This window comes from Stenotrophomonas maltophilia, from assembly GCF_047497515.2.
Classification (GTDB): Bacteria; Pseudomonadota; Gammaproteobacteria; order Xanthomonadales; family Xanthomonadaceae; genus Stenotrophomonas.
Genome location: NZ_JAXAXL020000007.1, coordinates 98,976 through 120,162, shown reverse-complemented (window position 1 = coordinate 120,162; position 21,187 = coordinate 98,976). Strand labels below are relative to the sequence as shown.

Here is a 21,187-nt window from a genome sequence, read left to right as displayed (position 1 = left end):
CCCCCCCCCCCCCCCCCCCCCAACCCCCACGGCACCGCACCCGCATCCCTTTCCCAACCATGAGAAAATGCCCCGCATGAACACTGCTACGTCCCCGCAGGCGCGCGGCTCCGGCCGCCGGACCCTGGTGCTGCTGTTTGCCGTGTTCTTCGGGGCGGTGGCGCTGGCCGCCGTGCTGCGCTTCTCCGGCTGGCAGCCGACCGGGCATCGCAATGCTGGCCAACTGCTGAAGCCACCGGTGGACCTGCGACAGCAGGCGCCGACCCTGGCCAGTGGCCAGGCTTACCCCTGGAATCCCGAGGCGCGTACCTGGCGCCTGCTGGTGGCCCCATCCGGCGCCTGCGACGCGCAGTGCGTCACTTTGTCGCAGGGACTGGGCAAGGTGTGGCAGCTGTTCGGCCATAACGCCGATAATGTCGAGATCCTGTGGCTGGGTACGCCCCCGGCGTCGATCGCCTCGCTGCCCGCGCTGCGGCCGCTGGCTCCGTCGCCAGCCCTGCGCGCGGCGTTGCCGGGCGTTGATGATCCGGCGGGACTGCCGGTCTACGTGATCGATCCGAACGGCTTCGTGATCATGCGCCATGCCCCGGGCTCCGACCTCGGTGGCCTGCGCAAGGACATGGCCACGTTGCTGAAACTGAAGTGAGTCCCGTTTGATGAGCCTTTCCGCGCGTCCGGCGCTGCACCGCAATTTCCACCGCCTGGCGTGGTTCGCCATGATCATGACCGCGAGCACGATCATGTTCGGCGCCTTCGTTCGCCTGTCCGATGCCGGCCTGAGCTGCCCGGACTGGCCGACCTGCTACGGGCAGGCCACCTGGCCGCAGCACGTGGAAGAGACCATTGGCCACCCGGCGGCGGAGATCCGCCCGCTGGAGACCCACAAGGCGTGGCGTGAACAGGTGCATCGCTTCCTGGCCGGTGCGCTGGGCATCGAGATCCTGACCCTGGCCCTGCTGGCCACGCGCAAGCGCCGCTTCGGAAGCACGGCGGTGGTGACCGCCTGCGTACTGGTGGCCGCCGGCATACCGCTGTACATGATGGGCTGGCATGGCACCGCCAGCATCCTGGCGCTGATCGGCGAGGCGATCCTGCTGATCGCCGCGCTGCGCTGGAGCAACATTGATCTCGCGCGCGCTGCACTGCTGACCCTGGCCGTGGTGATCTTCCAGGCCCTGCTGGGCATGTGGACGGTAACCCTGCTGCTCAAGCCCATCGTGGTGATGGGCCACCTGCTGGGTGGCATGCTGATGTTCGGCCTGCTGGTGTGGATGGCCTGGCGCGCCACGCACATGCCGATCACCCTGGCCGAAGCGCCGAAGCTGAAGTGGCTGCTGCGCATCGGTGTGGTCGTGCTGGTCACCCAGATCGCGCTGGGCGGCTGGGTCAGCGCCAACTACGCCGCACTCGCATGCGGCGGTGGCAGCGCCTCGCTGGACAACTTCCCGCGTTGCGCCAACCAATGGTGGCCGCAGCACAACTTCGTCGAAGGCTTCACCCTGTGGCGTGGCATCGGCGTGGACTACGAAGGCGGCGTGCTGGACGGCGCCTCGCGCATCGCCATCCAGATGGCGCACCGCATGTTCGCGGTGGTGGTGGCCGTCTACCTGCTGTGGCTGGCCGTGCGCCTGTTCCGGCTGCCGAGCATGCGTGGCTGGGCCAGCGCGCTGATCGCGCTGCTGGTGCTGCAGGTCACCCTCGGCATCCTCAATGTAAAGCTGGCGCTGCCGCTGGAAGTGGCGGTGGCCCACAACGGCGTGGCCGTTGCCCTGTTGTTCGTGCTGGTCAGCCTGCTGGCCCGCCTGCGTGCCCCGGACTGATTCCATGTTTTCCAATTACCGCCAGTACTGGGACCTGACCAAGCCCAAGGTCGTTGCCCTGATCGTCTTCACCGCGCTGGTCGGCATGGTCCTGGCCATCCCCGGCGTGCCCAGCTGGGAGCAGGTACGCGCCGGCGTGCTCGGCTTCCTCGGCATCTGGCTGGCGGCCTCGGCGGCCGCAGCGATCAACCAGCTGCTGGATGCGCACATCGATGCGCAGATGGCGCGCACCTCGTGGCGGCCGCTGGTGGTGGGCAAGGTCAAGCCGTGGCAGGTGCTGGTGTTTGCCGGCGTGCTGATCGTGCTGTCGATGGCCATCCTGGTGCTGTGGGTGAACCTGATCACCGCGGTGCTGACCTTCGCCTCGCTGATCGGCTACGCGGTGATCTACACCGTGTACCTCAAGCGCGCGACCTCGCAGAACATCGTGATCGGTGGCCTGGCCGGTGCAATGCCGCCGATGCTGGGCTGGGCGGCGGTGACCGGCATGCAGGGCTCGTCGGACTGGGCCTATTCGTCGCTGCTGGTGCTGATCATCTTCATCTGGACCCCGCCGCACTTCTGGGCGCTGGCGATCTTCCGCCGCGAGGACTACGCCAAGGCCGAGATCCCGATGCTGCCGGTGACCCACGGCGTGGTGCACACCCGCAAGCAGATCATGGTGTATTCGGTGGTGCTGGCGCTGGTCTGCCTGCTGCCGTACCTGGTGGGCATGAGCGGTGCGTTCTACCTGGGCGGCGCGATCGTGCTCAACGCCGTGTTCCTCTGGTACGCCTGGCGCATGCTCAATCCGCCGGACGAGCTGTTCTCGATGAAGATGTTCCATTACTCCATCGTCTACCTGATGGCGCTGTTCGCCTTCCTGCTGGTCGACCACTGGATCCTGCCCTGGCTGTGACGGGCTGATGCATTCACGCATGGCGTGGATCTACTTTCACCGTCCAACGATCAGCCGAGCATGGCTCAGCTCTACATTTGATCTCCGACGGCTGCGTCGCCATTGCAGCCGGCTCCGTGATGGCGCCATGACCGCAGCATGCCATCGCGTTCGGTAGATCCACGCCATGCGTGGATGGCTTTCCACAGAAGCCTGCGCGTTCAGTGTCGGCTTCTGCTTGCCAGCACTGGCGCTGCGCCAGGTAACCAGGCTGCCACGTTGTAGGGATTTGCCGCGTTGCCTGTTTCCTGCGAGTGGTAGGTCACAGATGGGGACTGCCGCGCCAGACTGGTCGATCCGGGCAGGTACACAGGTGTTGCGCGATGACTCGCAATTCTGTGGGGCGATCCATGAGATGCCATGTTCCTCTGCCCATCGTTCTGTGTGCAGTGCTTACCTGCCTGACTGGCAACGCTGCAGCAGGAGTAGAGGTACTGAGTCGGGCCAACTGCATTGGATTCATCGATGAATCCGTCACCCATGAACGGCCGCAATTCGGCAGTTTCCAGGGTTCGGCCGATCCAGCCCCTGATCCGCTAGGACGTTGGCTGCACCAACGTGCCATGCAAGCTTCAATGCAGGAGGGCTCGGCCATGAGTAGGTCGTCCGCCGGCGTTGGCAGCTACCAGATCGTGCGACTGGCAGACCTGGATGCGCCCGAAGAAGTGAAGCGGCAGCTTCGCGCTGACATCGAACGATCCAACGGTGTCGTGCAGGCTGCAGCAGGGAACATCCCCTCACGGGCTGAAATGCTGGCGGCCGTGCCCCGCACTCAGCGTTCGGCGTCGGAACTGCGCCAGCGCCTGCCGCAGCCACCCAGCAGCCTGGAAGCCAGCCTCCTGGGTCCGGCCAAGCTGATAGGGATGGAGCCCAGTGGCGCGCTGGAGGGAGGCAGGTCCTCGGGACTGAGCCGCTTCTTCCAGTTGAAAGGCGTCGGCGTCGTGGAATTCAGCGAGAACAACTTCGTCGCTGCGGGCACGCATATCGAGGTCATCGCCGAGGCACAGAACACAACGGTGAAAGGCGCGCCCGCGCACGTGAAGAAGAGCGCGGACGGTGCCGGCCGTACCCGCGTCGAGCTTGCCTGGACAGGAGACAGCAAGACCTACAGCTTGATCGCCACCGGCGAACGGGGGAGCGACGTGGAGCGCAACGCGCGAGTGCTGCACGACATCGCTGCGGATATTGTGGATTAGCGGCGCCGCGAGAGTCATCCACGCATGGCGTGGATCTACTGCGGGTTCACGCCATCCGCGGTTTGGTAGATCCACGCCATGCGTGGATGGTGTCAGTAGATCCACGCCGCGCGTGGATGGGCTCTCTACAAAAACCCGCGCGCCCGGTCAGGGCGCGCGCTTGGCATACCGCTGCGCGATCACGCCGCAGACGATCAGCTGGATCTGGTGGTAGATCATCACCGGCAGCACGATGGCGCCGAGGCTGCCACCGGCGAACAGCACCTTGGCGATCGGCACGCCGGTGGCCAGGCTCTTCTTCGAGCCGCAGAACACGATGGCGATCTCGTCTTCGCGGTTGAAGCGCAGGCGGCGGGCGATGAAGGTGATCAGCGGCATGGCGATGCCGAGCAGCACGGCCGCAACTACGGCTACGGCGAACAGTGACAGCAGCGGGGTCTTGCTCCACAGCCCTTCGGTCACTGCCTCGCCGAACGCCGAATACACCACCAGCAGGATGGTGGCCTGATCGGTGTAGCGCAGCAGCGCGCGCTGCCTCTCGACCCAGCCGGCGATCCACGGACGCAGCAGGTGACCGGCGACGAACGGCACCAGCAACTGCAGCATGATGCCGCCGATCGCATGCAGCGGATCGTGGATGCCGCCCGAGGTGCCGGCCAGCGCAGTCAGCAACAGCGGGGTCAGGAACACACCGAGGATGCTCGACAGCGAAGCACTGCACACCGCTGCGGGCACGTTGCCGCGCGCCATCGAAGTGAACGCGATGGACGACTGCACGGTGGAGGGCAGGGTGCACAGGAACAGCACGCCCAAGTACAGCTCCGGGGTCAGCAGCCAGCCCGACAGCGGCTTGAACAGCAGGCCCAGCAGCGGGAACAGGATGAAGGTGCAGGCCAGGATGGTCAGGTGCAGCCGCCAGTGCAGCATGCCGCCGATGATCGACTCGCGCGGCAGGCGCGCGCCATGCAGGAAGAACAACGCGGCGATGGCCACCGTGGTGACGTCATCGAGGACGATGGCGGCGGCGCCATGCATCGGCAGCAGCGAGGCCAGGCCGACGGTGCACAGCAGGGCGATAGTGAAGTTGTCAGGTCGCAGGCGCGACCACCAGCGGGTCATGGTGGGCAGAGTCCTTGGGGCGGAGGAGTCAGGGCGAAGCGGCGGGTGCGGCCAGGCGCTGGCGGGTGGTGGCTTCCAGCGATGTCAGGCCGGCACGTTGGCCGAGCTGCAGGGCCTGTTCCGGGCTGGCGTGTTCGTAGTGCGCAGTGACAAGGCCGAGCACGGCACCGGCGCGGTTGCCGGACGCGCAGTGCAGCAGCACCGGACCTGCGCTCTGCTGCAGGGCCTGGTGCACGGCGCGCAGGTTGGCCGCATCCAGGCCATCAGCGCCGGCTACGGGTATGCGTACGTAGCGCAGGCCCAGCGATTCGGCCACGCCGGCTTCATCGAAGCCGCGGTCCTCATCGGGCTGGCGCAGGTCGATCACCGTGCGCACGCCCTGCGCGGCCAACGCCCGCAGCTGCGTGCCGCTGGGCTGGCCGCCGGCATACAGGCCAGGGCGGACTTCATTGAGAGGGGCGTTTTCGGCCAGGGCCGTCAGCGGCAGGCAGAGCGACAACAACAGCAGGCAGGTCAGGCGCAGCAGCATGGTCCTCTCCGGGAAAGCGATCTGCCGCTACAGGCGCAGTCCGGCGCGGGCCTTCAGCAGCTCGCGCAGTTCGTACTTGTCAGTATCGTCCAGACCCTGCTGGCGCTGCTTTGCCAACAACTCCTCCAGACGTTGCACCAGCAGCTGTTTCTCCAGCTGGGCCACGGCGTCGTGCAGTTCCTGGGTCCAGCTGGCTTCAGTGCCAGGCAGCGTCTGCGCCGCCAGCGTGTGCAGCGAGGCCTGCTCTTCACGGCCGTCGAAGTGTTCCAGCAGGGCGCCGGTACTGATGTCCGGGCGCTGCTCGACCAACCCCAGCAGTTCCAGCAGCAGCTCCACGCCGGGCAGGCGCAGGCCCTGGAAGTGATGCTGGCCGCCCAGCGTGAGCGCCAGCGAGGGCTGCTGCAGCAGCACGGCGATTGCGCCGCGCACCAGGCTGCGCTTGGCCACCGGCTGGATCGTGCGCGCCGGCTGGCGCTGCGGCATCGGTGCGCGCGCGGACGCGGCATTGCCGCCGAGGCCGGTCAGCTGCGCCAGCTGCTGCTTCATCAGGTCGCCGAAGGCACCATCGGGGATCTGCGCCAGCATCGGCTTTGCGCGCTCGGCCAGCCGTGCCTTGCCGTCCAGCGTGCCCAGGTTGATCTCGCGGGTCAGTTCGTCGAAGAAGAACTGCGACAGCGGCGTGGCCTGCTTCAGGCGCTGGTTGAACGCCTCGGCGCCCTCCTTGCGCACGATGGTGTCCGGGTCTTCGCCGTCGGGCAGGAACAGGAAGAAGGCCTGGCGGCCATCCTTCATGCGTGGCAGCACCGACTCCAGCGCTTTCCAGCCGGCACGGCGGCCGGCGGCATCGCCGTCGAAGCAGAAGAATACGTCCGGTGCGTTGCGGAACAGCAGCTCGGCATGGTCCGGCGTGGTCGCGGTGCCCAGCGTCGCCACCGCCTGGGTGACACCGAACTGGAACAGCGAGACCACGTCCATGTAGCCCTCGACCACGATCAGCCGCTCGATCTTCTGGTTGGCCTGGCGCACCTGCCACAGGCCGTACAGTTCGCGGCCCTTGTGGAACAGTGCGGTCTCGGGCGAATTGAGGTACTTGGGGCCGTCGTCCTTCTCGAACACGCGGCCACCGAACGCGATCACCCGGCCACGGCGATCGAAGATCGGGAACATCACCCGGTCGCGGAACTTGTCGTAGACGTGGCCGCGGTCGTTCTTGGAGAACAGGCCGGCGCGGTCGAGCAGCTTCATGCGGCGCTCGTCCTTGCCCAGTGCATCGCGCAGGCCGCTGTAGCCATCGGGTGCGTAGCCGATCTGGAAGCGCGCGCGGTTGTCCTCGTCCACGCCCCGACCATCGAGGTAGCTGCGCGCCTTTTCGCTGCTTTCCAGGTTTTTCTGGAAGAACTTGGTGGCCGCATCCAGCGCCGAGTACAGCTCGCGGCTGTCGTCCTGCTGCTGCGGGCTGCGCGGGTTCTCGTTCCGCGGCACGTCCATGCCGGCGCGCTTGGCCAGTTCATCCACCGCGTCGAGGAACTCGAGGCGGTCGTAATTCATCAGGAAACTGATGGCGGTGCCGTGCGCGCCGCAGCCGAAGCAGTGATAGAACTGCTTGGTCGGCGAGACCGTGAACGAGGCCGAGCGTTCGTCATGGAACGGGCAGCGCGCCGCGTACTCCTTGCCCTGGCGCTTCAGCGGCACGCGGCTGCCCACCACCTCGACGATGTCGGTGCGGGCCAGCAGGTCGTCGATGAAAGCGTCGGGGATACGAGCCATGGGCAACAGGGCAGGGCGCGGCCGGTGGCCACGCGAGGCGGAACGATCAGTCCGCCTAGTTTACTCCCTGCCGGGCAGTGGGCCGGCCTCCGCAGGATCGATGCCGGCCGCCGCCAGATGGAGGCGCGCGCGCAGGCGCTCGTCGATCACCGCGGTCATCAGCGCGCCGACGAAGAACACCACGGTGGCGTAGTAGATCCAGACCAGTGAAATGACCAGTGCGCCCATCGAGCCATAGGCGCTGCCGGGGGCGACGGTAGCGATGTAGACGCCGATGCCGTAACGACCCAGTGCGAACAGCGCCGAGGTGATGACGCCGCCGATGAAGGCCTGGCGCCACGCCACGCGACGGTCCGGCAGGTAGTGGTACATGAAGGCGAAGCCGACCGCATACAGCAGCAGGCTGGTCAGGTAGCCGATGGCAGGCAGGATCGAGGGCAGCTGGGCGAAGGCCACCTGCAGCATGGTGGTGGCGGTCATCGACAGGATCAGCAGGAAGCCCAGGGCGAGTACCACGCCGAACGAGAACACGCGTTTGCGCAGCCAGGCCTTGATGCCTTCCAGGCGCTCGCCGCTGGTGCGGAAGATCAGGTTCAGTGCGTTCTGCAGCTGGGCGAACACCGCCGTGGCACCGACGAACAGCAGCAAGGTGCTCCACAGCCCGGCCAACGAGCCGACATCGGGCTGGTTGTCGGCATTCTTCAGGACGGTCTCGGCCACGGTGGCCGCGCTGCTGCCTGCGGCGGCACTGATCTGCCCGACCAGCGCCTGCTGCGCGGGTGGGTAAAGCGAGGCGGTCAGCCACAGCAGCAGCACCAGCAGCGGTGCCATTGAAAGCAGGGCATAGAAGGAGACCGAGGCGGCCTGGGTAAGTACGTCGATCTCGACGAAGCGCTTGCCGACGGCCATCGGGAAGCTGTCCTGCAGGCGCTGGACGTATTTGCGTAGATTCACGGGAACAGGGGACGCAGGTTCAACCATGCTGCCGTTGTAGCAGCTGCGGGTCGAAGGTGCGGTGAAGCGGGTGCATCGATGGGGTCGGAGCCCTTCCGGGGGGCGAAAGGGATCCGACCCCAGGGCATGGTTACGCCAGCTGCTGCTTGACCAGCTTGGAGACCAGGCCCATGTCGGCCTGGCCGGCCAGCTTGGGCTTCAGCGCGCCCATCAGCTTGCCGATGTCGGCCGGGCCGGAGGCACCGGTCTCGGCGATGGCGGCCTGGATGGCGGCCACGATCTCGGCTTCGCCCATCTTGGCCGGCAGGTAGGCTTCGATGACCACGATCTCGGCGCGCTCGATCTCGGCCAGGTCTTCGCGCTTGGCCGCTTCGTACTGGCTGACCGAGTCCTTGCGCTGCTTGACCATCTTGTCGAGCACGGCGATCACGGCGGTGTCATCCAGCTCGATGCGCTCGTCCACTTCGCGCTGCTTGATGGCGGCGTTGATCAGGCGGATCACGCCCAGCTTGTGCTTCTCGCCCGCCTTCATGGCGGCCTTCATGTCTTCGGTGAGCTGCTGCTTCATGCTCATGAGGAACCTCGTGGTGGTGGTGGGGCGGGGCGGGTGCCCGAACCCGGAAACGCAAAAAGCCGGCGACGCTCGCGCGTGCCGGCTTCGGCTTCACCGCGGAAGGACGAGCCCGCCGCAATGAAGATGCGTCCGATCAGTACAGGCGCTGACGCTTGGTGACGTCGCGCGACGAGCGGCGCAGCTGACGCTTCACAGCAGCGGCAGCCTTGCGCTTGCGCTCCTGGGTCGGCTTTTCGTAGAACTCGCGCTTGCGGGTTTCGGCCAGCACACCGGCCTTTTCGCAAGTGCGCTTGAAGCGGCGAAGAGCAAACTCGAAGGGCTCGTTCTCGCGGACTTTGACGCTGGGCATGGAATCTCCGGGACACAGTAGAACCGGGTCACGCCCGGCGAGCCGCACATTATAGCGGCGAATAGACAAACTGCAAGCGGCCAACCCTGAATACGGGCCAGAGGTTCGAAAGCAGTGAGACCTGCGCGTCCCCCGAGGAGGCGGCAGGGGCGTCATAATAGCAGGCATGCGAGTCCTTGGCATCGAATCTTCCTGTGATGAGACCGGCGTGGCGGTGTATGACACCGACCTGGCCGGCAGCGCGGCCCTGCGCGCCCATGCGGTCTACAGCCAGATCGCCCTGCACGCCGAGTACGGCGGTGTGGTGCCCGAGCTGGCCAGCCGTGACCACGTGCGCAAGCTGCTGCCGCTGGTGCGCCAGACCCTGGCCGAGGCCGGCCTGGGCGTGGGCGACATCGATGGCGTGGCCTACACCGCTGGCCCCGGCCTGGTCGGCGCCCTGCTGGTGGGCGCGGGCGTGGCCCGATCGCTGGCTTGGGCGCTGGAGGTACCCGCAGTGGGCGTCCACCATATGGAAGGCCACCTGCTGGCGCCGTTGATGGAAGACGACCCGCCGCAGGCGCCGTTTGTGGCCCTTCTGGTGTCCGGTGGCCATACCCAGCTGGTGGCGGTGGACGCGATCGGCCAGTACCGCCTGCTGGGCGAGACCCTGGATGACGCAGCCGGCGAGGCCTTCGACAAGACCGCCAAGCTGATGGGCCTGCCGTACCCGGGCGGCCCGCAGCTGGCCAAGCTGGCCGAGCAGGGAACACCCGGCGCGTACCGCTTCGCACGGCCGATGACCGACCGCCCGGGGCTGGATTTCAGCTTCTCCGGCCTGAAGACCCAGGTCCTGATGGCCTGGCGCGACAGCGACCAGAGCGAGCAGACCCGCGCCGACATCGCCCGTGGCTTTGAAGATGCCGTGGTCGAGACCCTGTCGATCAAGTGCGAGCGCGCGCTGGAAGCGGCCGGGACCAACGTGATCGTGGTGGCCGGCGGCGTCGGCGCCAACACGCGCCTGCGCGCACGCCTGCAGCAGATGGCCGAGCGTCTCGGCGGCCGTGCCTGCTTCCCGCGCCCGGCACTGTGCACCGACAACGGCGCGATGATCGCCTTCGCCGGCGCGCTGCGTCTGCAGGCCGGCCAGCACAACCCGCCGAAGGTGGAGGTGACCCCGCGCTGGGACATGGCGACCCTGCCGGCGGTGTGACGCTACGGGCGCACGCCCAACGGCGATGCCGCCAACACGATCGTGGCCCGCTCGTGGCGCTGCAGCCAGCCCAGCGTATGCGGGCAGCGGGCATGGATCAGCCGCCCGATCGCGGCCAGGTCGGCGCCGATGTCACGTTCCAGGATCGGCTCGTGATGGGCGATGCGGCTGCGCAGGTGGCGGATGCGCCCAATGTCCGCGTGGATGGCCTTCCTGGTCACACTGGGATGTGCCGCCGTTGCATGACGCAGCACCTGGGCAAGTGCAGGTACCCACAGCGTGGCGTCGAAACGGCAGGTGAAGAGCTGCTGCCAGAACACCATCGGCAGGTCGGCCACGATCTCGGGTGTGTCTTTCGCGCGGCTGGCGAGCTGTTCCAGCGCGGCTCTGGATGAGGTGGAGGAAGAGGCCGGTAGCCTGCGTCGGAAGGCGTCGTTCCAAGGCCACCGCGGACCGTGCTGTCGGGCCAATGCCGATGCCGCTGCATTGCGAATGACCACTTCGCACAGGTGGACCGGCATCATCAGCGCGCCGCACATCCGCATGTTCCACACGTACAGGGATTCGGCAGTAACGTCAGCGCCGCAGGTTGATGCGATTCTTTCGTAGGTCGACAGTCGCTCCGCTGACAACGCGCGCCTCAATGCATCGTATGCAGCCATCGTGATGTGCGGTGGTGAAGGGAAGACGCAGGTTGTCGAGGGATCGAGTCGGCCACCATCAGGAAACCTCCTTGCGTGCGTGGCCAGTTCCCCGCGTTTCGGCCAGGGCGAACACGAGGGTCTGCGTTGTCGGGATTGGCCTTGACCCACCTTTTGATTGCTGGCTAGTCTGGGCACCTGCGCCACCGGGACTCGCGGCTTGAGAAAGCTCCCCCCGGGGACAAATGTAGGACCAAAGGGCCCTGCTGGCAGGGCCCTTTGCTTTTTCTGGAGCTGCGTCCCTGCCGGCCGCCCACCGCCCGTTCCGGGCAGGCTCACCGCCGTGCCGTTACCATGGTTGCCTGTATTCGGCTGGTAACCGCAATGGACAAGGTTTTCATCGAGGGGCTGACGATCGACGCCCTGATCGGCATCTACGATTGGGAACGACGGATCCGCCAGGACCTGGTGTTCGACCTGGAAATGGGCTTCGACAACCGTCGCCCCGCAGCCACCGACGACATTGCCCACACCTTGAACTACAAGGCGGTGAGCAAGCGCCTGGAGCAGTTCGTGCGTGAGTCGGAGTTCGGCCTGGTCGAGACCCTGGCCGAGCGCTGCGCGCAGATCGTGCTGGACGAGTTCGACGTGAAGTGGCTGCGCCTGAAGCTGAGCAAGCCGGGCGCGGTGCGCGGCGCACGCGCGGTGGGCGTAATCATCGAACGCGCGCGGGACTGACCCGGTAGTGCCGGCCGCTGGCTCGTAATCTGGTAGTGCCGGCCGCTGGCCGGCAACCTCAACAGCAAAGAAGGAAGGAGACAACCGATGGTGGACGCGGTGGTGGCGGTACAGTGGCTGGAAAAGCTGCAGAACACACTGGAACCCTATCCCGGCGCCTACCTGGCGTTGATGATCACGGCGCTGCTGGTCGCAGCAGGCCTGGCCAACTGGGTGACCAAGCGCATCCTGCTGCGTGGGCTGCGGCGACTGCTCAGCCGCCTGCCGGGTGCTGACACCGGTCGTGGCAGCCATCTGATGCGGGTGATCTCGCGGCTGTCGAACGTGGTGCCCAGCCAGGTGATCGCCTCGGGCATCCGCATCGTGCCCGATCTGCCGCCCGGCCTGGTCGGCTTCATCATCGGCGCCTGCCAGGCGTGGGCGATTCTGACGGTAGTACTGGCGATCTCGCATGCGCTGGATGCGGCCAACGACCTGTACGAGCGTCGCCCTGAAGCACGCAACAAGCCGATCAAGGGCTACCTGCAGGTCGCCAAGATCGTCATCTTCGTGATCGCTGGCCTGTCGATCGTTGCCACTCTGGCCGGGGTCGACCTGCGCTACCTGGTCACCGGCCTCGGCGCGGCCACGGCGGTGCTGATGCTGATCTTCCAGGACACCATCCTGTCGCTGGTGGCCAGCGTGCAGATCAGTGGCGATGGCCGCGTGCGCATCGGCGACTGGATCGAAATGCCCAGCCAAAACGCCGATGGCGATGTCATCGACATCGCGCTGCATACCGTGACCGTGCAGAACTTCGACAAGACCATCACCACAATCCCGACCAAGAAGCTGGTGACCGAGTCGTTCAAGAACTGGCGCGGCATGCAGGAGGCCGGCGGCCGCCGGATCAAGCGCGCGCTGTACCTGGACCAGCACAGCGTCGGTTTCCTGGACGAGGGTGACCTGGCCTTCCTCGGCCAGTTCGCGCTGCTGGGCGACTACCTGCGAGAGAAGGAACAGGAACTGGGGCAGTGGAACGGGCGCCTGCGCGAACAGGGCGTGGCCGAGGTCAACAGCCGCCGGGTGACCAACCTGGGCACGTTCCGTGCCTACGTGGAGCGCTACCTGCGCAGCCATCCGGGCATCCATACCGATATGACCCTGCTGGTACGGCAGCTGCAGCCGACCACCGAGGGCCTGCCGCTGGAGCTGTACTGCTTCACCCGCAGCACCGCCTGGGGCGAGTACGAGGCGGTGCAGTCGGACATTTTCGACCACCTGCTGGCGATCCTGCCGGCCTTCGGGCTGCGCGTGTTCCAGGCCTCCAGCGATGCCATGTTGATGGCCGGGCAGCGCCAGTTGGCTGGCTCGGAGTAAGCTGCGAGGCCTCCGGCCGGACCGTACGGATCCGGCTGGAGCCTGAAACTGAATGACGAAACCTCTCGCCAAATGGCTCGGGATCGCTAGAATGCCGGGCTTGTAAACGTTTTCATCAAGGACTGCTGGTGGCCTCCGATCGCATCGAATCCCTCATTGCCCAGATGACCGTCGAGGAAAAGGTCGGCCAGCTGGGTGTCTTCGCGGACATGGTCCGCCCGTTCGCCCCGGACGTGAACCCGGAAGCCAACGTGCGCAATGCCGACCAGGTGCTGCAGCAGGTGCGCGAGGGCAAGGTCGGCTCGCTGTTCAATGGTGTCGGCGCCGAGCTGGGCCGCCGCATCCAGCAGGTCGCCACCGAGGAGAGCCGCCTGGGCATCCCGGTGATCCTGGCCGCCGACGTCATCCACGGCATGCGCACCGTGTTCCCGATTCCGCTGGGTGAGGCCGCCAGCTTCGAACCGGAGCTGGCCGAGCGCACCGCCCGCGCCACCGCCATCGAGGCGACCGCCGCCGGCCTGCACTGGACCTATGCGCCGGCCGTGGACATCGCCCGCGACCAGCGTTGGGGCCGCGGCGCCGAAGGTGCCGGCGAGGACGTGGTGCTGGGCTGTGCCTTCGCCGCCGCCCGCGTGCGCGGCTTCCAGGGCAGCGACCTGCGCGCCGACGATTCGCTGCTGGCCACGCCCAAGCATTTCGCCGCCTATGGCGCGGTGATGGCCGGCATGGAATACAACATGGTGGACATCTCGCCGCAGACCCTGCGCGACGTGCACCTGCCGCCGTTCAAGGCTGCTTTCGATGCCGGTGCGATCACCGTGATGTCCTCGTTCAACGACATCAACGGCGTACCGGCCAGCGCCAACGCCGAACTGCTCACCGACATCCTGCGCGGTGAGTGGAAGTTCCCGGGCGTGGTGATTTCCGATTACACCGCCGACATGGAACTGGTCGCGCACGGCTATGCCGCCGATGACCGCGATGCCACCGCCAAGGCGTTCACCGCCGGCCTGGACCTGAGCATGCAGAGCGGCTTCTACGCCGAGCACCTGCCGGGCCTGGTCGAGAGCGGCGAAGTGCCGATGGCGGTGCTGGATGAAGGCGTGCGCCGCATCCTGTGGCTGAAGGAAACCATCGGCCTGTTCGATGACCCGTACCGTTCGCTGGACCCGGCGCGCGAAGCCGATACCTCGCACATCGCCGCGCATGACGCACTGTCGCGCGATGCCGCGCGCCGTTCGATCGTGCTGCTGAACAACCGCGACAACGTGCTGCCGCTGCAGAAGAACGGGCAGAAGATCGCGCTGATCGGCCCGTTCGTGCAGGACCGCGAGAACATCGAAGGCTGCTGGACGCTGTTCGGCGACAAGCAGCGCTATGTGGACCTGGAAACCGGCGTGCGCGCTGCCATCGGCGATGAAGCGCTGCTGGAGATCGTGCCGGGCTGCGAGCTGGAAACCGCGATTGCGGGGGGCACCGAAGCGGCCGTGGCCGCCGCGCTGCGCGCCGACGTGGTGGTGCTGGCGCTGGGCGAACCGCAGCGTTACAGCGGTGAAGCGCAGTCGCGCGTGGAGATCACCCTGCCGCCGGCACAGCAGGCGCTGGCCGAGGCCGTGGCGATGACCGGCAAGCCGCTGGTGGTGCTGCTGCGCAATGGTCGCGCGCTGGCCCTGCAGGGCGCGGTGCGCAATGCACAGGCGGTCGCGGTGACCTGGTACCTGGGCACGCAGACCGGCCATGCCGTGGCCGATGTGCTGTTCGGCGATTACAGCCCGTCCGGCCGCCTGCCGGTCAGCTTCCCGCAGGTGTCCGGCCAGCAGCCGTACTTCTACAACCACCCGCGCACCGGCCGCCCGGAGCTGCCGACCATGTCGGAGTTCAAGGCACGCTGGCGCGAGATTCCGAACGAGCCGCTGTACCCGTTCGGCCACGGCATCGGCTACACCTCGTTCGACTACGGCGTGCCGCAGCTGAGTGCGGCCCAGCTGGGCTGGGACGAGACCTTGACCCTCACCACCACGCTGACCAACAGCGGTGCTGTGGCGGGCGAGGAAGTGGTGCAGTTGTACATCCACGACCGCGTGGCCAGCCGCGTGCGCCCGGTGCGTGAACTCAAGGACTTCCGCAAGGTGGCATTGCAGCCGGGCGAGTCGGCCGAGGTCGTGTTCACCCTGACCCGCGAGCAGCTGGCCTTCACCGGCCGCGACGGCGTGCTGCGTGCCGAGCCAGGCCAGTTCGACGTCTGGGTGTGCGCCTCGTCGGCCGCTGGCGAAGCGGTGCAGTTCGAGCTGCTGAAGGGCTGATAGCGCCGACATCCACGCATGGCGTGGATCTACTGCAAGCGGTAGCGCCGGGCCATAACCGGCGTTGCTGCGCTCACATTGCACGAACACGCCGGGCGTGGCCCGGCGCTACCATCGGGGCCTTGATCCGATGGAGTTCGCGCATGCGCAAGATGGCTTTCCTTGTTCCGGCCCTGCTGCTGGCCGCCTGTTCGCGGCCGGCACCGCCGGCCGAGCCTGCGGCCGATGCGCCGCCGCCGATGACCGGTTCCACCCCGGCCGAAGCGGCAGCCAGCACCACGCCGGACCCGGCCGCTGCACCGCAGGCAGCAGCAGAACACGCCAGCGAAAACTCCGCCCCCGCCGCGGCCGAAGAGGGCGACGCACGCGCGCGCATCGACAGCGTGCTGGGCGATGCCGCGCAGTACGAGAAGGTGTTCAACGCGTTCAAGACCGCTGTGGTCGGTGGTGACCGCGCGGCCGTGGTGGAGGAAGTACGCTTCCCGCTGAATATTGCCGGCGGAAAGAAGATCACTGGCCCGGGCGAGTTCCAGCGCAACTACGAGAAGATCGTCACCCCGGCGGTGGTCAAGGCGATGTCCGAGCAGGACTTCGGCAAGGTGTTCGTCAACCAGCAGGGCGTGATGATCGGCGATGGCCAGGTCTGGCTGACCGGCGAGTGCCTGGACAAGGCCTGTGCGCGAACCGAGGTCAAGGTCGGCACCATCCAGTAAACGAGAACGGCCCCGCGTGCGGGGCCGTTGGGTAGGGGCGAGGGGGGGCCCCCCCCCCCCCCCCCCCCCACGACCGGGCGTCAGGTCTTTGGGGTGAGCTTCAGCAGGCGTGCCTTGCTGCCGTCTTCCAGCAGCCATAGCGCGCCATCCGGGCCCTGTTCCACTTCGCGGATGCGCTCGCCCATGTTGAAGCGCTCGGCTTCGCGCGCGCTGTCGCCGTCGAAGGCCACGCGCACCAGCGAGGTGGAGGACAGGCCGCCGATGAAGCCGCTGCCCTTCCACTGCGGGAACAGGTTTCCGCTGTAGATCACGAAGCCGGCCGGCGAGATCACCGGCGTCCAGGTCACCTTCGGCGCGGCGAATTCCGGACGGGTGTCGTGGTTGGGAATCGGGCGGCCATCGTAGTGGTCCCCATTGGAGACGATCGGGTAGCCGTAGTTGGCACCGCGCACGATCAGGTTCAGTTCGTCGCCGCCGGCCGGGCCCATCTCGTGTGCCCACAGCTTGCCGTTGGCATCGAAGGCCATGCCGAGGATGTTGCGGTGGCCGAGCGACCATACCTGTGCGGCGATGCCACCCTGCGAGGCGAACGGATTGTCGGCGGGCAGGCTGCCATCGTCGTTGAGGCGGATGATCTTGCCCAGGTTGCCGCTCATGTCCTGCGCCGGATCGAATTTCTGCCGCTCGCTGGAGCTGATCCACAGCTTGCCGTCCGGGCCGAAGGCGAGGCGGTGGCCATAGTGGCCCTCACCGCTGACCTTGGGGGTCTGCCGCCAGATCACCTTCAGGTCCTTCAGCTGGCCAGCGCCGTTGTCGTCCAGCGCCAGCGTGGCGCGGGCGACGGCTGCACCGCGGGTATCCAGCGTGCCTTCCTCGGCGTAGCTGAGGTAGATCACGTGGTTTTGGGCGAACTGCGGATGCAGGATCACATCGCCGAAACCGCCCTGGCCGCCATAGGCGACCTTCGGCACGCCGGTGATTTCGTGCTTCTGGCCGCTGGCCAGGTCCAGATGCTGCAGCTTTCCGCGCTTCTCGGTGACCAGCAGGCTGCCGTCGGGCAGGAAGGTCATCGCCCACGGTTGGTCGAAACGACTGACTTCGGTGGCGGTGAACGGGCGTTGGTCGGCGGCGCTGGCGGCCGCGGGTGCAGTGGCCTGGGCGCTGTTGGCGGCCGGGTCGGCAGCATTGCAGGCGGAGGTGGCAAGGATCGGCACCAGGCCGAGGGCGAGCAGCAGGGGCGTGCGGGTCATGGGTATCTCCAGGGCGGGGATGCGGATGGCCGGGCTGTCCCTTGTATACCACTGGAGCGGTGACCGTCGTGGCCCGAAGGTCCTGAACAGGTGAATGCCTGGGCAGAGCCGGGCAGGGCTCGGCTCTGCCACGGCTGTCGCTGGATCAAGTACCGCGCGGCACGCCCTTGTCCAGACGCTGGTCGAGGTTGACCGCCTCCTCCCAACCCCGGCGCACCGCGCTTCGTGCCTGCGCCCATTCCAGGCGGCTGCGGCCGCGCTCGCTGGCCCAGCGTGATTCCAGCTCGCCTTCCACTTCCTCGTAGGCGCGGATGATGTCCTGTGCACGCGCCGCATGGCCGATGCGGTAGGCCGGTTCATAATCCTCGAAGAACAGCTGGTCGTCGTAGTACGGCTCGGCGGTGTAGCGCTCGCGCCAGAAGTTGCTGACCGCGTCGCGCGGCGTGCTGTCGTCCGGTACGCGGCCGGGAATCTGGTATTCGGTCATGGAAGGGCTCCGTTGTGGACGAAGCCTGATCGTGCCTGCGGGCGGGTTAACGGCCGGGGCCGGCAGCGTGATCGCCAGATCAATCCGCTGGGCAGGGCGCGCCACCGTTCACCCTGCGTCGGCATCCTTGCGCGGCAGTTTGTAGATCACCGCGCCGATGGCGAATGCCACCAGCGCGGCGGCGATGTTCTGCCAGCTGGCACTGGCGAACAGCGCCAGGCACAGCAGCAGCGCCAGCACCGGAATCAGCGGGCCGCCGGGCAGTTTCAACGCGCCCGGGCGGTCGGCATAGCGCTTGGCCAGCACCAGCACCGCAGCGGCGGTACCGATGTAGGCGAACAGGCGCGTGGTCATCGACAGCAGCGCCAGCTGCACGAACGAACCGGACAACGCCAGGCCAAGCGCGATCAGGCCCTGGCACAGGATCGACGCGGCCGGGGTATGGAAGCGCGGATGCACCTGCGCCAGGATCTTCGGCCCGTAGCCATCGCGGGCCAGCGCGAACAGGAAGCGCGGACCCATCATCATCGTGTTGCTGTTGGTGCCGAGGATGGAGATGGTGGCACCGATGGTCAGGATCAGCGCCAGCGCTTCGCCACCGAAGCCAGCGGCGGCGTCGGCCAGCGGCGTCGCCGAGCTGGACAGACCGGCCAGCGTGCCCTGCGCCACCACCTGTACCGCACCATAGATGACGGTAACGGTGATGATCATGGTGATCAGCGCGAACGGAATATCGCGGCGCGGATTGCGGTACTCGCCGGCGGCGGCCGGGATGTTCTCGAAGCCGGCGTAGGCGTACAGCAGCAGCAATGCGGCCTCGCCCATGCGCTGCAGGTCGTGCGGGTCCGGGCGCTGGCCGGAGAATGCCAGCTGCGGATCAATGTAGAACGCGCCGATGGCCACGAACAGCAGCAGCGGCAACATCTTGCCGATCACCAGTACCACGCCGGTGCGCGCGGCCGAGCGCACGCCGATGATGTTGACCCCGGTGAGGAAGCCCAGCGAGACCACGATCACCGCGATGCGACCCATGCCGGCGCCAGCCCACGGCCAGAAGCGTGCGACCGCATCGGCCAGCGCATTGCTGAGCGCCGCGGCCGAGCTGATGCGGGTCAGCCAGATCATCCAGCCGATCTCGAAACCGGCGAAGCGGCCGAACGCTTCGCGCGCGTACAGGTAGCTGCCACCCGGCTCATCGAAGTAGCTGGCGGCCTGCGCGTAGCACAGCACCAGCAGCGCGACGACGATGCCGGCGGCGACCACGCCCCACAAGCTGAAGGGGCCGAGCAGGGCGACGGTGGCGGCCGGCAGCAGGTAGATGCCGCTGCCGATCACATCGTTGATCGACAGGCCGACGATCTGCCAGCGGCTGACCGCGCGCTGCAGCTGCGGTTCGTCCTGCGCGCTCAACGGGCGTCTCCGCTCAGTGCGGGCAGCTGCCACTGCGCCTGCAGGCGCTGGTACTCGGCACGCGGCAGCAGCACGAAGCGCGGCGTGTCCTGCGGCCGCAGCCAGTCCAGCAGCGCCTGCATGCGCGCCAGCGGCATGGCGGTGCAGCCGGCCGTCGCTTCGCCCGGCTGGCGCCAGAGGTGGGCGAAGATGCAGCTGCCCTTGCCGGGCTGGTTGTCCGGGTTGTGGGCGATCACGAAGCCCTGCTGGTAGCGCACGTCGCCCTTGTTGTGCAGGTCCAGCCGCATCGGCTCGGTGGAACCTTCCACGGCTGCCTTGCCGACCTTCTTCGCGTCGACGATGCGGTTGTAGAACGGCGACGCCGGCACGTCCATGCAATAGCTGCTGTCGAGCATCGGCTGGTACGGCATCGCGGTGCCGGGGCGGGTGATGGCGTAGCCGAACGCGCTGCCGAGCGCGAACACGCCGGCCGGACTGCGGCCGTCGCCTTCCTGTTTCTGCGGACCGTCGGCCTGTGCCGGATGCAGGCCCAACCCCCATGCGCTGCCGGTGCGACCCAGTGCCACCGGGAACGGTTGCCCATGCGGGTGCCAACCCTTGCCGTCGCGTACATAGGCCTGCAGTTGGCCCTGGGTGCTGTCCCAGCCTTCGCTGGTGACCACGATCAACTGGCGCGCGCCGTCCAGCGGCGCGGCATGAACGGATAGAGCCGCAGCAAGCAGCAGCGCAGAGGCGGCAAGACGGACCAGCGATTTCATCAACATGCGCTCCGGTCAGGAATCCAGCAGGTGGTCGATCCGCTCCAGGTTCACCGCCAGCTGCTGCTGGCGGTCTGGATTGGCGTGGCAGAGCAGCACGAACAGGAAATCCAGCAGGGCATGCATGGCGCTACGGTACAGCAGCTGTGCGACCTGCGGCGCGCGGTCGTGCGCACACACCACCAGTGCCGCGTCGGCGTGCGCGCGCAGTGGGTTGGCGGTGTGGCGGGTGATGGAAATCACCTTGCCACCCATGTCCTGGAACTGCCGTGACAGCTGCGCGAGCTGCGGCAGGTTGCCGAACTCGGAGAACACCAGCAGCACATCGCCCGGGCGCGCCGCCGACAGGTTGGCCAGCATCAGGATCGGGTCGGTATGCGGCACTACCAGCAGGCCGAGCAGTGACAGCCGCATGGCGAACTCGCGGGCATACAGGCCGTCATCCCCCAGCCCGTAAATGAACAGTTTCGGCGCGCCGTCGAGCAGCTGCACGATGCGCTCGATCTCCTCGCGCGGATTGGCCTGGCGGGTTTCCTCTTCGGCCTGCGCCTTGCTGCGGCGCAAGCTCTCTCCCAGTCGCAGGTAGTCGTCGCCGCTGTCGGGTTCGCTGGGGGCCTGTTGTGGATCGGCACCTGCGCGCGCGACGTCCTGGCCGATGGAATACTTCAGGTCCGGGTAGCCCTTGAAGCCGAGCTTCTGGCTGAACTTCACCACGCTGGACTGGCTGATGCCCAGTGCGCTGGCCAGCTGCTGGGACGAGTAATCGCGCAGCAGGTGGGCGTTGTCGAGGATGAAGTCGGCGATGCGGCGTTCGATGGCCGACATCTGCCCGCGCTCGGAACGGATCTTCAGCAGGGGCGGCATGCGGGGTGTCCGGGTGTCTGCAAAGGCGTTGCGGTTGGCAGCGTAGAGCGTGTCATGGAATGGGTCGGGCGCGTGCCAGCCGCGAAGGGGTTGCGGGGTAGGGCAGGAGCAGGTGCATCCACGCATGGCGTGGATCTACTGGGGACGGTGGGTGCTGTTGACGTTGAGTCCGCCTTCAAGCGCAGGGCACCGACGTGCGCAGCACGTCGGCTCGCGGCCGGCGGAGC

Annotated in this window: 21 protein-coding genes; 9 read left to right on the top strand and 12 right to left on the bottom strand. The window is 67.2% G+C overall.

Going from position 1 to position 21,187, the window contains the following annotated elements; all coding sequences use genetic code 11:
• Positions 1–76: 76 nt before the first annotated feature.
• The 4 genes from ACMZPQ_RS12090 (at position 77) to ACMZPQ_RS12075 (ending at position 3,953) form a co-directional block, all read left to right on the top strand.
• A complete protein-coding gene (locus ACMZPQ_RS12090; RefSeq protein ID WP_197583295.1) occupies positions 77–646 on the top strand; it encodes a redox-active disulfide-containing membrane protein in 570 nt (189 codons plus the stop codon).
• A 10-nt stretch (positions 647–656) separates the two neighbouring features.
• A complete protein-coding gene (locus ACMZPQ_RS12085) occupies positions 657–1,820 on the top strand; it encodes a COX15/CtaA family protein (protein ID WP_197583296.1) in 1,164 nt (387 codons plus the stop codon).
• 4 nt (positions 1,821–1,824) lie between these two features.
• A complete protein-coding gene (gene cyoE, locus ACMZPQ_RS12080) occupies positions 1,825–2,718 on the top strand; it encodes a heme o synthase (protein WP_100439851.1) in 894 nt (297 codons plus the stop codon).
• Between the two features lie 632 nt (positions 2,719–3,350).
• Positions 3,351–3,953: a hypothetical protein gene (locus ACMZPQ_RS12075; RefSeq protein ID WP_197583297.1), complete on the top strand. Its 603-nt coding sequence runs from the start codon at positions 3,351–3,353 to the stop codon at positions 3,951–3,953.
• A gap of 147 nt (positions 3,954–4,100) precedes the next feature.
• On the opposite strand, the gene ACMZPQ_RS12070 is transcribed toward ACMZPQ_RS12075, so the two are convergent.
• From ACMZPQ_RS12070 to rpsU, 6 genes are all read right to left on the bottom strand, one after another.
• Positions 4,101–5,072, bottom strand: coding sequence for a bile acid:sodium symporter (locus ACMZPQ_RS12070; protein WP_197583299.1), 972 nt, complete (start codon positions 5,070–5,072; stop codon positions 4,101–4,103).
• A gap of 28 nt (positions 5,073–5,100) precedes the next feature.
• Positions 5,101–5,601, bottom strand: a complete 501-nt coding sequence (locus tag ACMZPQ_RS12065; protein ID WP_008265062.1) for a protein tyrosine phosphatase family protein — start codon at positions 5,599–5,601, stop codon at positions 5,101–5,103.
• Positions 5,602–5,628: 27 nt separating this feature from the next.
• Positions 5,629–7,368: a DNA primase gene (dnaG, locus tag ACMZPQ_RS12060; protein ID WP_197583300.1), complete on the bottom strand. Its 1,740-nt coding sequence runs from the start codon at positions 7,366–7,368 to the stop codon at positions 5,629–5,631.
• Positions 7,369–7,428: 60 nt separating this feature from the next.
• The gene (locus ACMZPQ_RS12055; RefSeq protein ID WP_197583301.1) at positions 7,429–8,349 is read right to left on the bottom strand and encodes a YhjD/YihY/BrkB family envelope integrity protein; all 921 of its coding nucleotides are present in this window, start codon (positions 8,347–8,349) and stop codon (positions 7,429–7,431) included.
• A 103-nt stretch (positions 8,350–8,452) separates the two neighbouring features.
• Positions 8,453–8,896, bottom strand: a complete 444-nt coding sequence (locus tag ACMZPQ_RS12050; RefSeq protein WP_197583302.1) for a GatB/YqeY domain-containing protein — start codon at positions 8,894–8,896, stop codon at positions 8,453–8,455.
• Between the two features lie 133 nt (positions 8,897–9,029).
• Entirely contained in the window at positions 9,030–9,245 is a 216-nt protein-coding gene (gene rpsU / locus ACMZPQ_RS12045) for a 30S ribosomal protein S21 (RefSeq protein ID WP_002808376.1), read from the bottom strand.
• Positions 9,246–9,411: 166 nt separating this feature from the next.
• Here rpsU and tsaD point away from each other — a divergent pair, with 166 nt between their 5' ends.
• On the top strand, positions 9,412–10,437 hold the full coding sequence (tsaD, locus tag ACMZPQ_RS12040) for a tRNA (adenosine(37)-N6)-threonylcarbamoyltransferase complex transferase subunit TsaD (protein WP_197583303.1): 1,026 nt from the start codon (positions 9,412–9,414) through the stop codon (positions 10,435–10,437).
• A gap of 2 nt (positions 10,438–10,439) precedes the next feature.
• Here tsaD and ACMZPQ_RS12035 read toward each other — a convergent pair whose 3' ends face one another.
• A complete protein-coding gene (locus ACMZPQ_RS12035; protein WP_197583308.1) occupies positions 10,440–11,099 on the bottom strand; it encodes a hypothetical protein in 660 nt (219 codons plus the stop codon).
• 363 nt (positions 11,100–11,462) lie between these two features.
• Between ACMZPQ_RS12035 and folB the strand changes: the two genes are divergently transcribed.
• The 4 genes from folB to ACMZPQ_RS12015 all read left to right on the top strand — a co-directional run bounded on the left by folB (position 11,463) and on the right by ACMZPQ_RS12015 (position 16,191).
• A complete protein-coding gene (folB, locus tag ACMZPQ_RS12030) occupies positions 11,463–11,816 on the top strand; it encodes a dihydroneopterin aldolase (RefSeq protein ID WP_049441413.1) in 354 nt (117 codons plus the stop codon).
• 87 nt (positions 11,817–11,903) lie between these two features.
• The gene (locus ACMZPQ_RS12025; RefSeq protein ID WP_197583305.1) at positions 11,904–13,175 is read left to right on the top strand and encodes a mechanosensitive ion channel family protein; all 1,272 of its coding nucleotides are present in this window, start codon (positions 11,904–11,906) and stop codon (positions 13,173–13,175) included.
• Between the two features lie 128 nt (positions 13,176–13,303).
• Entirely contained in the window at positions 13,304–15,478 is a 2,175-nt protein-coding gene (locus ACMZPQ_RS12020; protein ID WP_197583306.1) for a glycoside hydrolase family 3 N-terminal domain-containing protein, read from the top strand.
• Positions 15,479–15,621: 143 nt separating this feature from the next.
• Positions 15,622–16,191 carry a hypothetical protein gene (locus tag ACMZPQ_RS12015; protein ID WP_197583307.1) on the top strand — a complete coding sequence of 190 codons (570 nt, stop codon included), beginning with the start codon at positions 15,622–15,624 and terminating at the stop codon, positions 16,189–16,191.
• 80 nt (positions 16,192–16,271) lie between these two features.
• Here the strand turns inward: ACMZPQ_RS12015 and ACMZPQ_RS12010 are convergent, their stop codons facing one another.
• The 5 genes from ACMZPQ_RS12010 to ACMZPQ_RS11990 all read right to left on the bottom strand — a co-directional run bounded on the left by ACMZPQ_RS12010 (position 16,272) and on the right by ACMZPQ_RS11990 (position 20,960).
• Positions 16,272–17,441, bottom strand: coding sequence for a PQQ-dependent sugar dehydrogenase (locus ACMZPQ_RS12010; protein ID WP_197583045.1), 1,170 nt, complete (start codon positions 17,439–17,441; stop codon positions 16,272–16,274).
• A gap of 145 nt (positions 17,442–17,586) precedes the next feature.
• Entirely contained in the window at positions 17,587–17,928 is a 342-nt protein-coding gene (locus ACMZPQ_RS12005; RefSeq protein WP_053448598.1) for a hypothetical protein, read from the bottom strand.
• 108 nt (positions 17,929–18,036) lie between these two features.
• A complete protein-coding gene (locus ACMZPQ_RS12000; protein WP_049444533.1) occupies positions 18,037–19,338 on the bottom strand; it encodes an APC family permease in 1,302 nt (433 codons plus the stop codon).
• On the bottom strand, positions 19,335–20,096 hold the full coding sequence (locus tag ACMZPQ_RS11995; RefSeq protein WP_197583046.1) for a L,D-transpeptidase family protein: 762 nt from the start codon (positions 20,094–20,096) through the stop codon (positions 19,335–19,337). The genes ACMZPQ_RS12000 and ACMZPQ_RS11995 overlap by 4 nt, the downstream gene beginning before the upstream one ends.
• Positions 20,097–20,111: 15 nt before the next feature.
• Complete coding sequence (locus ACMZPQ_RS11990; RefSeq protein ID WP_197583047.1) at positions 20,112–20,960, bottom strand: SIS domain-containing protein; 849 nt, start codon at positions 20,958–20,960, stop codon at positions 20,112–20,114.
• Positions 20,961–21,187: the final 227 nt, after the last annotated feature.

What these genes read in the sequence shown, in the direction of transcription:
- ACMZPQ_RS12075 (WP_197583297.1), top strand. Translation starts at nt 3,351, where the DNA reads ATGAGTAGGTCGTCCGCCGGCGTTGGCAGCTACCAGATCGTGCGACTG.
- tsaD (WP_197583303.1), top strand. Translation starts at nt 9,412, where the DNA reads ATGCGAGTCCTTGGCATCGAATCTTCCTGTGATGAGACCGGCGTGGCG.
- ACMZPQ_RS12025 (WP_197583305.1), top strand. Translation starts at nt 11,904, where the DNA reads ATGGTGGACGCGGTGGTGGCGGTACAGTGGCTGGAAAAGCTGCAGAAC.
- ACMZPQ_RS12035 (WP_197583308.1), bottom strand. Translation starts at nt 11,099, where the DNA reads ATGGCTGCATACGATGCATTGAGGCGCGCGTTGTCAGCGGAGCGACTG.
- ACMZPQ_RS12090 (WP_197583295.1), top strand. Translation starts at nt 77, where the DNA reads ATGAACACTGCTACGTCCCCGCAGGCGCGCGGCTCCGGCCGCCGGACC.
- folB (WP_049441413.1), top strand. Translation starts at nt 11,463, where the DNA reads ATGGACAAGGTTTTCATCGAGGGGCTGACGATCGACGCCCTGATCGGC.
- ACMZPQ_RS12015 (WP_197583307.1), top strand. Translation starts at nt 15,622, where the DNA reads ATGCGCAAGATGGCTTTCCTTGTTCCGGCCCTGCTGCTGGCCGCCTGT.
- ACMZPQ_RS11990 (WP_197583047.1), bottom strand. Translation starts at nt 20,960, where the DNA reads ATGCCGCCCCTGCTGAAGATCCGTTCCGAGCGCGGGCAGATGTCGGCC.
- ACMZPQ_RS12085 (WP_197583296.1), top strand. Translation starts at nt 657, where the DNA reads ATGAGCCTTTCCGCGCGTCCGGCGCTGCACCGCAATTTCCACCGCCTG.
- ACMZPQ_RS12010 (WP_197583045.1), bottom strand. Translation starts at nt 17,441, where the DNA reads ATGACCCGCACGCCCCTGCTGCTCGCCCTCGGCCTGGTGCCGATCCTT.
- ACMZPQ_RS12070 (WP_197583299.1), bottom strand. Translation starts at nt 5,072, where the DNA reads ATGACCCGCTGGTGGTCGCGCCTGCGACCTGACAACTTCACTATCGCC.
- ACMZPQ_RS12005 (WP_053448598.1), bottom strand. Translation starts at nt 17,928, where the DNA reads ATGACCGAATACCAGATTCCCGGCCGCGTACCGGACGACAGCACGCCG.
- dnaG (WP_197583300.1), bottom strand. Translation starts at nt 7,368, where the DNA reads ATGGCTCGTATCCCCGACGCTTTCATCGACGACCTGCTGGCCCGCACC.
- ACMZPQ_RS12055 (WP_197583301.1), bottom strand. Translation starts at nt 8,349, where the DNA reads ATGGTTGAACCTGCGTCCCCTGTTCCCGTGAATCTACGCAAATACGTC.
- ACMZPQ_RS12065 (WP_008265062.1), bottom strand. Translation starts at nt 5,601, where the DNA reads ATGCTGCTGCGCCTGACCTGCCTGCTGTTGTTGTCGCTCTGCCTGCCG.
- ACMZPQ_RS12050 (WP_197583302.1), bottom strand. Translation starts at nt 8,896, where the DNA reads ATGAGCATGAAGCAGCAGCTCACCGAAGACATGAAGGCCGCCATGAAG.
- ACMZPQ_RS11995 (WP_197583046.1), bottom strand. Translation starts at nt 20,096, where the DNA reads ATGAAATCGCTGGTCCGTCTTGCCGCCTCTGCGCTGCTGCTTGCTGCG.
- cyoE (WP_100439851.1), top strand. Translation starts at nt 1,825, where the DNA reads ATGTTTTCCAATTACCGCCAGTACTGGGACCTGACCAAGCCCAAGGTC.
- rpsU (WP_002808376.1), bottom strand. Translation starts at nt 9,245, where the DNA reads ATGCCCAGCGTCAAAGTCCGCGAGAACGAGCCCTTCGAGTTTGCTCTT.